Annotated in this window: 12 protein-coding genes; 4 read left to right on the forward strand and 8 right to left on the reverse strand. The window is 55.1% G+C overall.

The window, feature by feature from the left end:
- Window positions 1-28: 28 nt before the first annotated feature.
- From PSTEL_RS11320 to PSTEL_RS11335, 4 genes are all read right to left on the reverse strand, one after another.
- Window positions 29-1,288, reverse strand: coding sequence for a DNA polymerase IV (locus PSTEL_RS11320; RefSeq protein ID WP_038695381.1), 1,260 nt, complete (start codon window positions 1,286-1,288; stop codon window positions 29-31).
- Between the two features lie 174 nt (window positions 1,289-1,462).
- Entirely contained in the window at window positions 1,463-3,898 is a 2,436-nt protein-coding gene (locus tag PSTEL_RS11325; protein ID WP_038695383.1) for a glycoside hydrolase family 94 protein, read from the reverse strand.
- Window positions 3,899-4,073: 175 nt separating this feature from the next.
- Window positions 4,074-5,156 carry a LacI family DNA-binding transcriptional regulator gene (locus PSTEL_RS11330; protein ID WP_038695385.1) on the reverse strand — a complete coding sequence of 361 codons (1,083 nt, stop codon included), beginning with the start codon at window positions 5,154-5,156 and terminating at the stop codon, window positions 4,074-4,076.
- A 137-nt stretch (window positions 5,157-5,293) separates the two neighbouring features.
- Window positions 5,294-5,770 (reverse strand): LURP-one-related/scramblase family protein, encoded by a 477-nt coding sequence (locus PSTEL_RS11335; RefSeq protein WP_038695387.1) that lies wholly within the window; start codon window positions 5,768-5,770, stop codon window positions 5,294-5,296.
- A gap of 279 nt (window positions 5,771-6,049) precedes the next feature.
- Here PSTEL_RS11335 and PSTEL_RS26940 point away from each other — a divergent pair, with 279 nt between their 5' ends.
- The 4 genes from PSTEL_RS26940 to PSTEL_RS11355 all read left to right on the forward strand — a co-directional run bounded on the left by PSTEL_RS26940 (window position 6,050) and on the right by PSTEL_RS11355 (window position 7,862).
- Complete coding sequence (locus PSTEL_RS26940) at window positions 6,050-6,250, forward strand: hypothetical protein (RefSeq protein WP_084064971.1); 201 nt, start codon at window positions 6,050-6,052, stop codon at window positions 6,248-6,250.
- Between the two features lie 89 nt (window positions 6,251-6,339).
- A complete protein-coding gene (locus PSTEL_RS11345; RefSeq protein WP_038695391.1) occupies window positions 6,340-6,801 on the forward strand; it encodes a GNAT family N-acetyltransferase in 462 nt (153 codons plus the stop codon).
- 83 nt (window positions 6,802-6,884) lie between these two features.
- Window positions 6,885-7,406 (forward strand): hypothetical protein, encoded by a 522-nt coding sequence (locus tag PSTEL_RS11350; protein ID WP_038695392.1) that lies wholly within the window; start codon window positions 6,885-6,887, stop codon window positions 7,404-7,406.
- 111 nt (window positions 7,407-7,517) lie between these two features.
- Window positions 7,518-7,862, forward strand: coding sequence for a DUF898 family protein (locus PSTEL_RS11355; RefSeq protein WP_052099211.1), 345 nt, complete (start codon window positions 7,518-7,520; stop codon window positions 7,860-7,862).
- A gap of 116 nt (window positions 7,863-7,978) precedes the next feature.
- Here PSTEL_RS11355 and PSTEL_RS11360 read toward each other — a convergent pair whose 3' ends face one another.
- From PSTEL_RS11360 to PSTEL_RS11375, 4 genes are all read right to left on the reverse strand, one after another.
- Window positions 7,979-9,379 carry a sugar porter family MFS transporter gene (locus tag PSTEL_RS11360; protein ID WP_038700702.1) on the reverse strand — a complete coding sequence of 467 codons (1,401 nt, stop codon included), beginning with the start codon at window positions 9,377-9,379 and terminating at the stop codon, window positions 7,979-7,981.
- A gap of 239 nt (window positions 9,380-9,618) precedes the next feature.
- Window positions 9,619-10,941: an AraC family transcriptional regulator gene (locus PSTEL_RS11365; RefSeq protein ID WP_038695394.1), complete on the reverse strand. Its 1,323-nt coding sequence runs from the start codon at window positions 10,939-10,941 to the stop codon at window positions 9,619-9,621.
- Window positions 10,916-12,361: a sensor histidine kinase gene (locus tag PSTEL_RS11370; protein WP_038695396.1), complete on the reverse strand. Its 1,446-nt coding sequence runs from the start codon at window positions 12,359-12,361 to the stop codon at window positions 10,916-10,918. Before PSTEL_RS11370 ends, PSTEL_RS11365 begins: the two co-directional genes overlap by 26 nt.
- Window positions 12,358-13,356 carry a substrate-binding domain-containing protein gene (locus PSTEL_RS11375; protein ID WP_038695398.1) on the reverse strand — a complete coding sequence of 333 codons (999 nt, stop codon included), beginning with the start codon at window positions 13,354-13,356 and terminating at the stop codon, window positions 12,358-12,360. Before PSTEL_RS11375 ends, PSTEL_RS11370 begins: the two co-directional genes overlap by 4 nt.
- Between the last annotated feature and the right edge of the window lie 253 nt (window positions 13,357-13,609).

Consider the following 13,609-nt stretch of genomic DNA (forward strand, 5'->3'; position numbering starts at 1 on the left):
CGAAGTTCGAAAATTCGCCTTTTTTTCATCATTTATAGTGTCCGCCGATTTTGCCGGCCCGGTCCCTGAGCTGCCCCGAATCGGTGAAGGAGGAAGCTCTGCCGATAATGGCGTCTCCGTATTTGCTCTTCAGGAGATCGGTTGCCCGCTCGAGCTCGCGGTACTTCGGCCTGGATTCGAACAGGGTGAGCTGGTATTCCATCTCGCTGGACAGTCCCGACAGCGTGACGCTGACCCGGCGCACCGGCTGGTCGTCCCAGTGCAGCCGGAACAGCCGGATGGCGGCCTCGTAGACAAGGTTCGTGGCGTTGCAGGGATCGGGCAGGGTGGTCTGCCTGGAGAAGCCGGTCGGCTCCTCGAAGCTTGCGCCCTGGCACCCGACGGACACGACGGAGCCGTTCATGCCGAGGCTCCGGCAGCGCCGGCAGACGAGCTCGCAGAGCTCCAGCAGCACCACCTTGATCTCGGCGAAGCTGCGGTAGTCGCGGGGCAGCGTCATCTGGTGGCCGACGCTCTTCGGCGGCGCGTCGTACGTGTCCGTATGTACGGGGCTGTCGTCGATGCCGTTCGCGATCCGCCAGTAGAGCTCGGCGTCGATGTCGCACCGCTTGCGGAATTTCTCGCGCATCTTCCATTTCAGCTCGGCCAGCGGCATTTCGGCCAGCTGGCCGATCGTTAAGATGCCCATGCTGTCGAAGTGGGCCGCCATGCGGCGCCCGACCATGAACAGGTCTCCGATAGGCCGGGGCCACAGCCGGGAGGGCAGCAGGTCCCGGGACAGGGTGAACAGCCCGTTGTCCGACTTCTTGGCCCACAGATCGCAGGCCATCTTGGCCGTCACCTTGGAGTAGCCGATGCCGATCCGGGCATAGACGCCGGTCTCGGTGCGGATCTGCTCCTGCATGGCGGCGGCGATCTCCTCCGCGCTTCCGAAGAGCGCGAGGCTGCCGGTTATATCGACGAACTGCTCGTCGATCGAGTAGGGCTCCACCATGTCGCTGAAGGTGCGCAGAATGGCGGTGATCTGGGCGGAGACGTCGATGTATTGCTGCATCCGCGGCCGGACGACGACGAGGTCCGGGCATTTGGCCAGCGCTTCGCCGAGCGCCTCCGCCGTAGTGACGCCGCGCGCCTTGGCCAGCGGGCATGCGGCCAGCACGATGCCGCTGCGGCGGGCGGGATCGCCGGCGACGACGAGCGGCCGGCCGAGGTAGGCGGGCTGGGAGGCTTTTTCCACGGAGGCGTAGAAGCTCTGGCAGTCCGATAGCACAATGATGCGTTCTTTCATGAGGGTCACGCTCCTCTTGGAGTAGTCTGCTCTCATTATAATGCGAACGTATGACCGTGTATATGTATATTCATTACCACTTGCTTATGCATTCTTCGTATTGCAAAAAAACCGCCGGAATTCCGGCGGCCTCCTTGGCACAAGCTATAGGTAATAGGTGCAGAAATGCTGCGATCAGCCGAGCTCTACGACGACCTGGTGAACGCCGCCGTCAAGCACCGGAGCGATAATGTTGCCTTCCACAGCCGCGCCGTCAAGCGTCAGGCTAGCCACGCCTTTGGAGACATGGTTAGGGTTCTTGATCTGGATGACGTACGTATCACCGCGGAAGACGCGGGTGATTTCGAAGCAGTCCCACTCGGCCGGGATGCAAGGATCGACCTTCAGGCCGTCAAAGTCCGGCTGGATGCCGAGGATGGCCTGAGTGATGGCAACATAGTTCCAGGCGGCCGTTCCGGTCAGCCAGGAGTTCTTCGCTTCGCCGTGGCGCACAGCGTCCTTGCCGGCGATCATCTGCGAGTAAACGTAAGGCTCGGTGCGATGAAGATCGCTGATGTCCTCCAGGTAGGCCGGAGCGATTTTAGAATAGATCTCGAATGCCCGGTCGCCATGTCCCAGAACGGTTTCGGCGATCATGATCCACGGATTGTTGTGGCAGAAAATGCCCGCGTTCTCCTTGTAGCCCGGCGGGTAGGTGGAGATTTCGCCAAGGTTCAGGTAGTACTTGGAATATGGCGGCTGCTGAAGCACGATGCCGTATTTGGTGTCGAGGCGCTCCTGTACGGAGGTCATCGACTTCTCGGCCTGGCCGCCCTCCACGCCGATTCCGGCCATAACGCAGATGCCCTGCGGCTCGATGAAGATCTGGCCTTCTTCGTTCTCCTTGCTGCCGATCTTCTCGCCATAGTGGTCATAGGCGCGCAGGAACCAGTCGCCGTCGAAGCCGTGGGTCAGCGTCGTCTGCCGCATATCTTCGATCTTCGCTTCGGCGTCCGTCGCCAGAGCCTCTTGGCCGCGCATCCGGCAGATCCGGGCATAGTCCGGTCCGACAAAGACGAAGAGGCCGGCGATGAATACGGATTCCGCTACGCGTCCTTCGATGTTCGCAGTCGTCTGGAACGATTCGCCCGGTTCCTTCGAGAAGCAGTTCAGGTTGAGGCAGTCATTCCAGTCGGCGCGTCCGATGAGCGGCAGGCCGTGCGGCCCCAGGTTGTTCGTAACATGCTCGAAGGAGACCTTCAGATGCTGGAACAGGGTAGCCGTGTTGTCCGGATTGCTGTCGAACGATACCTGCTCATCGAGAATGCTGACATCGCCGGTCTCCTTGATGTACGCAGCGGTGCCCAGAATCAGCCAGAGCGGGTCGTCGTTGAAGCCGGTGCCGACCTCGTTGTTGCCTTTCTTCGTGAGCGGCTGGTACTGGTGATAGGCGCTGCCGTCCTCGAACTGGGTGGCGGCGATGTCGAGAATGCGTTCCCGCGCGCGTTCCGGAATCTGGTGCACGAAGCCGAGCAGATCCTGGTTGGAGTCGCGGAAGCCCATGCCGCGGCCGATGCCGGATTCGAAGTAGGAGGCGGAGCGGGACATGTTGAAGGTGACCATGCACTGGTACGGGTTCCAGATGTTGACCATGCGGTTCAGCTTGTCGTCGCCGCTCTGGATCTGGTACTTGGACAGCAGGCCGTCCCAATGGGCGGCGAGGGTTGCCAGAGCCACGTCAACCTGCTCGTCGGTGGCGAACTGCTCGATCATGGCAAGCGCCGGCTTCTTGTTGATGACGTTCAGCGCTTCCCACTTGTCTTCTTCCTCGTTCTCGATGTAGCCGAGCACGAAGATCAGGCTCTGCTCTTCTCCCGGAGCCAATGTCAGATTCAGGGCATGGGAGCCGATCGGCGACCAGCCGCTGGCGACGGAGTTCGAGGCTTCGCCGTTTGCGACAACCTGCGGCGCATCCAGGCCATTGTACATGCCGAGGAAGGACTCGCGGTCCGTATCGAACCCGTCGAGCGGGCGGTTGACAGAGTAGAAGGCGTAGTGGTTGCGGCGCTCGCGGTACTCGGTCTTGTGGTAGATGACGGAATCCTTGACTTCAACTTCGCCGGTGCTGAGGTTGCGCTGGAAGTTGGTCATGTCGTCCTGGGCGTTCCAGAGACAGAATTCGGCGAAGGAGAACAGCTTAACCGATTTCTCCACAGATCCTGTATTCTTGACGACGAGACGGTGAACTTCCGCATTGTAGCCCATCGGGACAAAAGCCAGCTGGGTCACGGAAATGCCGTTCCGCTCACCGGTAATGGAGGTGTAGCCGAGGCCGTGGCGGCATTCGTAGAAGTCGAGATCGCGCTTGACCGGCATCCAGCCCGGAGTCCAGAAATCGCCGTTGTCATACAGGTAATAGTAGCGTCCGCCTGTATCGAGCGGAATGTTGTTGTAGCGGTAGCGGGTCAGTCTTCTCAGGCGGGCGTCGCGATAGAAGGTGTAGCCGCCGGCGGTATTGGAAATCAGGCCGAAAAACTGCTCGTTGCCCAGGTAATTGATCCAGGGATAAGGCGTTTTGGGCGTGTTGATTACGTATTCCTTGCGATTGTCGTCAAAGGTTCCGAATTTCATCAGAAGAATCCCCTTTCATTTGTGAACGCGCGTTTATTTTGAGGTGAAAAAGTTCCCGAAAGTTAAAGGGGTGGCGGTACACCCCCTGCGCCGGAAATCCGGCCACCCGGTCTTCCGGGTGGCCGGATTTCCTTTCGGTACTGCGGTCATCAAGTGATCAACCGTATCGCTTAGCTTAAGCCAGTTCGTCATCCTGCGTGCGGTCCACGAAGGGGCGGGCGCAGGAATCCCGCTCGATCAGACGCGCCGGGAAGCTGAAGGTGCTGAAGGTTGGCTGCCGGGAATCGCACAGCTCCATTACCTTGTCTACCGCCGCCTTGGACATTTCAAAGATCGGCAGGCGGACGGAGGTGAGCTTCGGGTGAATGCGGGCGGCGAGCTGGACGTCGTCGAAGCCGATGACGGACATTTGCTCGGGCACGGAGATGCCGCGCTCGGCAAGCGCTTCAATGGCTGAGATCGCCATATCATCGTTGCTGCTGAAGATCGCCGTCGGCAGCGGTTCGCCCGAATCCAGCAGCTTGACGACCTCCGCGTAAGCCCTTTCCTTCAGGAATTCGCCGGGAAGAATGAACCGCTCGTTCACGGCGAGGCCGTGCCTGCCCAGCGTATCGCTGTAGGCCGCGAACCGCTCCCGTCCGGAGTAGGTGCTCATGCTGCCCTGAATAATGCCGATATCCCGGTGGCCGAGAGCGATCAAATACTCGATCGCTTCCGTGGTGCCCTCATAATCCTTGGAGTTGACGATGGCCAGATGATTCTTGTCAAGATGCTCCGCCATAATCTCCGAGATATCATAATCGATCAGGACGAGCGGCGCCTCAAGCGAGACCATTTCCTTGACGATATCGATGTCCTTCTGCGTTCCGACGATAATGCCGCCGTCGATACGCTTCTGGAGAAACGCCTGCTTGACCTTGAGAAAGTCGCCTGGCGCATACACGGTATGGATCAGCACATAGCATCCCCGCGAGTTGGAGATATCGACTACCGCGTCGATAAAGGGCGCGAAATAGCTGTTCTGATAAATCCGCGTCGCGTTCTCCTTCTCGTTCATGCTGATGGCGAACAGGCCGATGGTGTCGGTCTTCTTGCCGGCAAGCGCGCGGGCGAAGCTGTTCGGCTCGTACTGATGCTGCTCGATTACCTTCAGAACCTTGATCCGTGTCTCTTCAGGGACATTCGGATAGTTGTTGATGACGCGGGATACCGTGCTGCGTGAGACTCCCGCCAGTTTGGCAATATCTTCGCTGCGCATGACATCCCCCCTTTCATAAACGCGCGTTTATGAGTTCATTGTAAGGGAAGACCGGGGATATTTCAACGGGGATTTTTCAGGTTAGCATTGAGGCATCAGGCGTAGGCGCTTCGGTTAAACGCATAGGTGCTTGCCGCCTAGCTCTGTCTTTTTTGAATGGCATGCACGCCCATAATGACCGCTACAAGTTCATACGAATCCAGCTTCATGCTTGAATTCTCAAGCAGATAGGCGCCCGAGGAGAACCAGCCGTTCAACTGTGTGAAGGAAGCGACGGCACCGGATTCGTCCGTGACTTCATACTCTCTGGAGAAGACCGGAGAATCAATGTCGTAAATCCCGCGTCCTTCGGTTTCGTAGGTGAATTTCTTGCCGGACCATGAGAAACGGTCTCTAAGCACCCCGGCGCATCCTCCTTCCGGAGAAGTCACCTCCCATTTGTTCGAGAAGAAGCGGAAGCTTCCCGCATAGAGCTGCTGGCCCTGCGGGCCGGACACCTCAACCAAAGAATTCAATGCGCTCTTCAAATCAAGAAATCCGATATTCTCTTCCTGCTCGTTCAGGATTTCCGTAATGCCGGCGCTAAAAAAATTGTCGCGAAAATATAAGTTCATCAAATCGCCCCCCAAGCTGTGGTCCTGTAGTGTGATACGGCGAAACGAGGTGTGAGGTTGCATGATGCTTCCAAAAGATGGATGATGAAAATGAGGCAGCGTTCCGCCTTCGCTTGAAGCGTAAGAAAGGCGCAAGCTGCAAGATAATCAGGGTCTTCGGCTTCTCGGTAAACACCCGGAGAATTTTGGAAAATGGCGGCGTCTTACTCTTGATTTACGAACAAATGTTTGCCATAATGAAGATGTTGATAAGCAAACATTTGTTCGGAGGTGCGTTGCATGCCGAGAAAATATATAGGACATACCGTGGAAATCGTATATCTGGACAGTAAGGGCAAGTTAACCCAGCGGGTCATCACTGTCAACGATATCCGGGGTGGCCTCGTCCGGGCCTCATGCCTGGCTTCGGGAAGTCCACGGTCCTTTCGTCTGGACCGGATTTTGGCCTGGCGGCTGGTGAATGGGGCGAAGGCCTCGTGAGCTAAAGATTCTGCGGCTCTCCGGTTTTCTTTGATATCCCGTCAGCTTACAATAGGTAGCAGCGGAAGACTGGAGAAGGAGGTACGCTAATGGACATTCGAGTTCTGGAAGGGGCCGAACGGGCGGAGGCAGCCCGGGAAGCCGGGTCTGTCATGGTGTCCCGGGGACAACTGCATGTTCTGGAGCATCTGCCGGGTTACTATGCGGCCGACGAGGATGGAAACACGGTGGGAGAAGTCTTTTACCATATTGAGAACAGGGAGTGCGAAGTTGTGTCGCTGGAGAGCCGGCGGGAGAACAGGGGAGCAGGCACGGAACTGATCGGCGCCGTAGTAAGGCGGGCAAGGGATGAAGGCTGCACCCGAGTGTGGCTGATCACCTCGAACGACAATACGAGGGCTATCCGGTTCTATCAGAAGAGAGGGCTTGATCTGAAGGCGGTTCACCGGGACGCTATAACGGAAGCCCGAAAGCTGAAGCCGTCCATTCCCCTTATCGGCATGGATGGTATCCCCATCCGCCATGAGCTTGAATTTGAGCTGACACTGTAGAAGGAACTGTCCGCAGAGGCAGGAATATCCAGGGAGGGAGAGAATAGTTTCAAGGAGAACGCTGGCAGGAAAGGAGAGGACATATGAAGCAAACGGACATCAGCAGGGCGGATTTCGATGCCGTCCGGGATTATGATTTGGGACGAGCTTGTGTGGAACCGGTATTCCGTCAGATCCGCGGAAAGAGTATGGCGGTTAAGGCTGAGGCTCTTGCGCAACTAAATGAAGGACAGCGGGCGGTGTGTATGTTCGAGATTCTATACCGCCATGCCGTGAACTCTCCGGAGGAGTATTACGGATGGATATCCCATCTGCTGGGTCAGCCCAATATGTGGCAGGAGGTGCTGCAGGGGCTGGAGTTCTTTGCGGATACTACCCTGATTCCGGTGCTGGAGAGAAGCGAGATCTATCTTCGGGAACGTAATTTACGGCTTGGACGTTCATGGGAGGACAATAAGCTGACCGAACTTGCGCGCGACAATGAATTGAGAAATGCAGTAGGGGAGCAGCACCGCGAATTCCAGGCCGCCGCCTTGCAATTGCTGGAGACCATCGCGGCGTATATCCGAAGAAAACCGGACGAATTTGTTCGCTTTGTGGACTAAATCATCCCTATGAAACCTTGGTCCTGTTTTTCTGCATATTGTGACATTTGTCTTAGGATAAAAATACTAGAAAATGCATAATAAACAGAGAATATTGGAAAAGGGTGGATGATGTTGGGGACTGGAATCAATGTGAATGTTAATGTGCCAGGGCAAAATGGAGCCTCCTATTTCGACGGAGGACTGCTGGAGTATATCGGCTGGGCTCTTGTCGGATGGCTCGTAACGGTCTGCACGATCGGAATCTGTTATCCTTGGGCGGTTGTTGTGCTGTACCGCTGGAAAATCGAGCACACCGTAATCAATGGACAGCGGCTCCGCTTCGACGGAACGGCCATGCAGTTGTTCGGCAACTGGATCAAATGGTGGCTGCTGTGCATCATTACCCTCGGCATTTACTCGTTCTGGCTCTCGATTAAGCTGGAACAGTGGAGAGTCAAGCATACATACTTCTAATCGCCGGGAACATGAAAAGCCCTTCTTCGCAGATGTGCGAAGAAGGGCTTTTGGCATGAGCATTTTGCATAAAAATCCACAGGGGAATTTCAAACCAACAATAGATCAGAGTGAATTTATTTCGCCATCCACATCTTTTCCATTTCTTCAAGCGATCTTCCCTTCGTCTCGGGAACGGCCCGCCATACGAACAGAAAAGAGAGCAGAGAGGCGATTCCGAAAATCCAGAAGGTATGGGCTGGACCGGCCGAACCCAGCAATGGCGGAAACAACTGGGATACAAGATAATCACCCGCCCAGAGGGCCATTGAAGCGATTGCGACAGCTTTGCCCCGGATGCGGTTCGGAAAAATCTCCGACAGCATAACCCATACGACCGGCCCGAGCGATATGGCGAAAGAGGCGACATAAACGAGAATCACGATCAGCACAAGCGGACCGGAGGTCAAGTCCATTTGAAAAGCGATTCCGATTACAGCCAGGCAGAGGGTCATCAGGGAAGTACCAGTCAGAAGCAGCGCTTTCCGGCCAACCTTGTCAATGAGCCATACCGATAAAATGGTGAACAGCACGTTGATTAGTCCGATCCAGATGGTCTGTGTGAGAGAGGCATCTGTACCGAGTCCCATGCCTTTAAATATTTCTGGCGCATAATACAGAATGGCGTTGATACCGGTAATATGCTGCATGACAGCAAGTGCGACACCGATGAAGAGGGCTTTCCGAATGCCGGGTTTGAACAATTGCTTGAACGAATCGCTCTCGCTCTTGAAAGATTCCTTGATATCGAGAACTTCCTGCTTGGCAGCTTCTTCTCCATGAATCTTAATCAGAATTGGCAGCGCTTCATACGGCCGGTTCCGCTTGATGAGCCATCTCGGGCTTTCGGGAATGAACAGCATCAGGACCATGAACAGCAGTCCCGGAACGGCCCCGATACCGAACATCCAGCGCCACGCGGTGGATACGTCCCAAGCGTCGTCACCCATGCCGACAATCCATAGGTTCAAGAAGTACACCAGGAAAATCCCTGTAACAATAGCCAACTGGTTCAGGGCAACCAGGCGTCCCCGATATTTAGCCGGCGCGATTTCCGCATTATACACAGGGCAGATCGTCGAGGTAATGCCGATGCCGATGCCGCCAATCATGCGGGCGATAATGTATCCGGTAAAAGTGTCCTGCACTGCAGAGCCGATTGAACCGACAATGAACAGGAAGGCGGCAACGAGCAGCACCTTTTTTCTCCCGAACCTTTCACTTATATAACCGGAGAGCGCAGCACCTGTGACGCTCCCTACGATTAAGCTGGATACTGCCCAACCCACTTGAAATTCGCTGAGGGCAAAACGCTGCTGCAGCAGACCGACCGCTCCTGAGACGACTGCAATATCAAAACCGAACAAGATGCCTCCAAGCGCCGCAACGATAGATACCAATGTAACAAAGAGCATATTGGGTTTATCGTTCTGAAGCGCTTTCGATTGAGGCGTCTCTTTATTGATGACAATAGCCATTTTCATCAGACTCCCTTCCATTAACCTGTCTCTCGAACCTTTCAAGTTGTTCTTGAGATGAAGTATAGCATGCGTGCTGCCTGCGGAAGCTGGCTATCGTCTTCACTAAACGGGTAAATGTAAGCACTATCTTGACCTCAAGCAGTGAAGCTGAGGGAACGGAGGTGCGGCTAGCATTTTATTATCATGACGGCACATAAAAGTCCATGCCGTATGAGCTTGACATGGACTAGTGCATGCTATTGGTTCTGAACCTTGAACTCGGTGGGCGAGACACCGGTGATTTTTTTGAAGACCCGGCTGAAATAATTTGGGTCTTTGTAACCCGCTTCGAAGCTGACCTCCTTCAGGGTCAAACGACCTTCGCTTATTAGCGAGATCGCCTTGCCGATCCTCAGACGGGTTACGAAATCAATGAACGTTTCCCCGTATTCCTGCTTGAATATTTTGCTGAAGTAATGGGGATTCAAATGGACATAATCAGCGACCTCCTCCAGCGAAAGATCATCCGTGTAACGCTCTTCGATATACTTTTTGGCTCTGCCCAGCACAGTCATCGTCTGTTCCTCGCGCTGCTCGCGAATCCGGTTAAGAGCCGAAATGACGTAAGGCTGCTCCTGGCTGGCCTTTGATTTTCCAATGTCGTGCTGTGTTCGCTTCAACTCGTCAAAGAAACAATAGGCGCTGCCGGGCTCCGGCAGAGTTGAGGCAAACACCGCTTCGAAATACGATTCGCGAAATCCGTCTTCCCCCTTTCTCAGAGAACCGATTCCGACGAAAGCCTGAATCTCCATCTGCTGGACAGCAAGCTCGGAGAGCTGCCGGGCAAGCTCCTTGTTCTCTTCCCGCCAGTCATTCTCGCGGGTGGATAGAGGCTTCCTTGCAAAAATGGCGAGATGGTGGTCGATCAAGGAGCTTACAATAGTGGCAGGACTATGGATTTTGACAAAGCTGCGGTAACGATCATAAATTCTCTTCTTATCCTGCGCGGAGAGATGTCCATCGAAGGCGACTACAATCGCATTCCCCTGATCTAGCGGGAAATCCAGCCACTCCGATAACTGGGAGGCGGTGGAGTCCGCCGTCTGATCAACCATCAGGATGAGCGCCAGCTCATTTTCAACGAGAGGCAGCAGTTGGGATACTTTGTGGCGAAGCTCCAATTCCTCTGTGCGCTGCTGCTTCTCGCGCTCGATCTCCGAGATCAACCTTTTCAGCGTTCCGACAATTTGATCGCGCTTCGCGGGCTTCAGGATATATTCTTTTACCCCCAAAGAGAGTGCCTCCTGGGCATAGGCAAAATAATCGTACGCTGTCACAAGCACGAACCGGGTGTCCGGCAGCCGCTCCCGCAGCTCACGCAGCGCTTCAAGTCCGCCGATTCCGGGCATATTGATGTCCAGAAACACAATATGAGGACGATGCTCTTCTGCGCATTCGATTGCTGTACGTCCATTCCCGGCATGGATGAAGCGGAATATGCCCGGCATGGACCGCTCCACGGTCAATTCCAGGCCTTCTCTTTCCAGTGGCTCGTCATCCGCGATCAGCAGTCTGTACATGTATCTGTTCATCTCCTTTTTTGGCAGGAATTCTAATGGTTATGGTTGTTCCTTGGCCAAGCCCGCTGCGGATTTGGACCAGGTCATCCTCCCCGTAGAACAGCTGAAGCCGCTTCAGAACATTGCGTGTGCCAAGCCCGGTGGACTTGCCGCTATCGCTGCTTGCTTCAAGCCGCATAATAGCCTGCAGGGTCTCCTCCGGTATTCCGGTCCCGTTGTCCGAAATCTCGATCAGTACCCCGGCTTCTGCTTTCAACACCTTCAGACTGATGACGGCACCGCTCTCCATATTGGAAACTCCGTGGTGGTAAGCGTTCTCGACAAGAGGCTGAAGCGTCAGCGCCGGAATTTCCACTTGAAGCACGGCTGGATCAGCGTCGAGTTCAAAACGGATGCGTTCCCGAAAGCGCGCCTGCTGAATGGCGGCGTATTCCTTGATATGGGTGATTTCTTCCTGCAGCGTAACCGGAGTGTCCAGTCTCTGCAGGCTGTATCTTAGCAAATTCGACATGGAGATGATCAAATCGCTCGTCTTGTCGGCCCCTTCCAGCAGTGCCAATCTGGAGAGAACATTCAGGGTGTTGAATAAAAAATGAGGGTTAATCTGGCTCTGGAGGGCCTGAAGCTCCAGCTCTTTCACAAGACGCTGCATTTCCAGACTCTTTTTATCACGTTCAATGAGCACGCTGAGGTCTGACGACATTTGGTAAATTGCGCTTGACAGGATGCCGAGCTCGTCGTCTCTTCTTGGCTGGAGAGCGATGTCCAGATTGCCGGTCGCGATTTGATTGGCCAGACGTACCAGTCTGCCGACAGGTCCCGTTATACTGCGCGAAGCCCAGACCGCAAACAGCAGGCCCATCAGCGCGTTCATTCCGAACAACGCCGCGCCGAGCCGGTTCATCCGCTCGTTCTCCTCCCGGATATTATTGATGATCGGACGGTAAAAAGCCAGCTCCGCATCAACCAGCCGCTGCCCTTCCTCCCGGATATAACCGGCTGTATTCTCGGCTTCCACATAATGATTAAAGGCGATCTGAGGCTGTTCGGAAGCGGACGCCTGAATAGCAGCCTGCTTCTGTTCAAGAAAAGTAGCTGTCAGATTAACGTAATCCTCCAGTGTGAAGGAAGCATCTCTCTGATTGCCTTCCTGACGGATTTCGCCGCTCAGCCGCTCCAGTTGTGCGCCCGCCGAATTCATCTCGGCCTGGTCTGTTCTCGGATCAAGCAGAAAGGCATAGAGGAGCTTTAAATTGGTGTCTGCGGATTCAGTATTCTGCTCAATCAGAAGAATCCGTCCCAGCATTTCATCGTAGCTTCGCTGTACAACCTTTCCGCTCTGGAATACGAAGAAAGCAACGGTATTGGCGAACACGACAAGAAGAGGGATAAAGATCAACAGCTTGGCCCGTATTGTCATGGCGTTTCGCCTCCGTCATTCTGACCCGTTGACCCTTTGCCGATTATGTAGGTTCTCGTATAGGTCATACTTGGCGGAGTGCTTCCGCTGAAGTAATCGTGCAGCCGCTCAATGGCCTGCGCACCCATTTCCACGGGCTGCTGCACGATGGCCGATTCAATCTCCGACTGGCGAATCGCTGCCACCGTCTCCTCCATATCGTCAAAAGCGAAAATATGCAGGCCGCTTGTGCCAACCCGCTGAGCAGCTTCAAGTATACCCGGACCGTCCAAGGCGCTAAACCCGACCATGAACCGGATACCCGGACTTTGATTCAGTATGGTCTGAGCCTGCTGTACGGCTTGAAGCCGCGAGATGTTGGAGGATCGGATCTCCACGATATGAAGTCCTGGATAATGCCCGATGACAGAACGGAATCCGGCCAGTCTCAGCCGCTGATTCTCGACCTGCTCACTGCTGATCAGGACTCCAATATCGCCTTGCCCTCCGGCGGCATGCGCCACAAGCTCGCCCATTTGGCGGCCAGCGCCTTCGTTGTCCGTACCCACATAGGCCAGCCGCTTGGAGCCGGGCTCGTCTGTGTCGACCGTGACAACGGGAATGCCGAGACTGGCGGCCTTATCAATCAACGCGCGATACTCCGGGTTGTTGATGCCCTGAATCACGATGGCGTCGGCCTTGGCTGAGATTGCCTTATCGAGCAGCTTGATCTGCTCGGACGGATTGATGCGGTCCGGTCCGGTATAGTCGAGACGCAAGCCATATTTGTCGGCGGCTTCGCGTGCGCCTTGTCCGATAGCCTGCCAGAAATAGTTGCCGCGTTCCTGTGAGATGAGCACGATCTTTTTACCGAGACTACCGTCTATCGGCTCAACCGCCTCCAGCGGCCCGACAAGCTGATGAATATGGAGAAAGGAGAGCGTGAACCGGACAAGCAGCCAGGCGAATAACAAAAAGAGGGGGATGACGGCGAACGGCCATTTACGGTTTGACATGCCTTGGCTCCTTTATCCGGACTTAGAATAAACAGGTTTGGTATTACCCATTATACACGAAGATATCCGGATATCCCGGATTCCCGATAGGTTTGTGCAAGGCATCAGCCGTTACAAATTGGAGGAACCGGGACTAAGGAAGGAACCAGATGCGTGCAAGCACTGAAGGACGCTTGAGGAGCAGATGGCAGAACGAAGACTGCTGTCTCAGAGCACACCGGTTCCTTTTTATAACTTTTACACGAGATGGTCT

Source organism: Paenibacillus stellifer (assembly GCF_000758685.1).
GTDB classification, from domain to species: domain Bacteria; phylum Bacillota; class Bacilli; order Paenibacillales; family Paenibacillaceae; genus Paenibacillus_AQ; species Paenibacillus_AQ stellifer.

What these genes read in the sequence shown, in the direction of transcription:
- PSTEL_RS11320 (WP_038695381.1), bottom strand. Translation starts at nt 1,288, where the DNA reads ATGAAAGAACGCATCATTGTGCTATCGGACTGCCAGAGCTTCTACGCC.
- PSTEL_RS11325 (WP_038695383.1), bottom strand. Translation starts at nt 3,898, where the DNA reads ATGAAATTCGGAACCTTTGACGACAATCGCAAGGAATACGTAATCAAC.
- PSTEL_RS11330 (WP_038695385.1), bottom strand. Translation starts at nt 5,156, where the DNA reads ATGCGCAGCGAAGATATTGCCAAACTGGCGGGAGTCTCACGCAGCACG.
- PSTEL_RS11335 (WP_038695387.1), bottom strand. Translation starts at nt 5,770, where the DNA reads ATGAACTTATATTTTCGCGACAATTTTTTTAGCGCCGGCATTACGGAA.
- PSTEL_RS26940 (WP_084064971.1), top strand. Translation starts at nt 6,050, where the DNA reads ATGCCGAGAAAATATATAGGACATACCGTGGAAATCGTATATCTGGAC.
- PSTEL_RS11345 (WP_038695391.1), top strand. Translation starts at nt 6,340, where the DNA reads ATGGACATTCGAGTTCTGGAAGGGGCCGAACGGGCGGAGGCAGCCCGG.
- PSTEL_RS11350 (WP_038695392.1), top strand. Translation starts at nt 6,885, where the DNA reads ATGAAGCAAACGGACATCAGCAGGGCGGATTTCGATGCCGTCCGGGAT.
- PSTEL_RS11355 (WP_052099211.1), top strand. Translation starts at nt 7,518, where the DNA reads ATGTTGGGGACTGGAATCAATGTGAATGTTAATGTGCCAGGGCAAAAT.
- PSTEL_RS11360 (WP_038700702.1), bottom strand. Translation starts at nt 9,379, where the DNA reads ATGGCTATTGTCATCAATAAAGAGACGCCTCAATCGAAAGCGCTTCAG.
- PSTEL_RS11365 (WP_038695394.1), bottom strand. Translation starts at nt 10,941, where the DNA reads ATGTACAGACTGCTGATCGCGGATGACGAGCCACTGGAAAGAGAAGGC.
- PSTEL_RS11370 (WP_038695396.1), bottom strand. Translation starts at nt 12,361, where the DNA reads ATGACAATACGGGCCAAGCTGTTGATCTTTATCCCTCTTCTTGTCGTG.
- PSTEL_RS11375 (WP_038695398.1), bottom strand. Translation starts at nt 13,356, where the DNA reads ATGTCAAACCGTAAATGGCCGTTCGCCGTCATCCCCCTCTTTTTGTTA.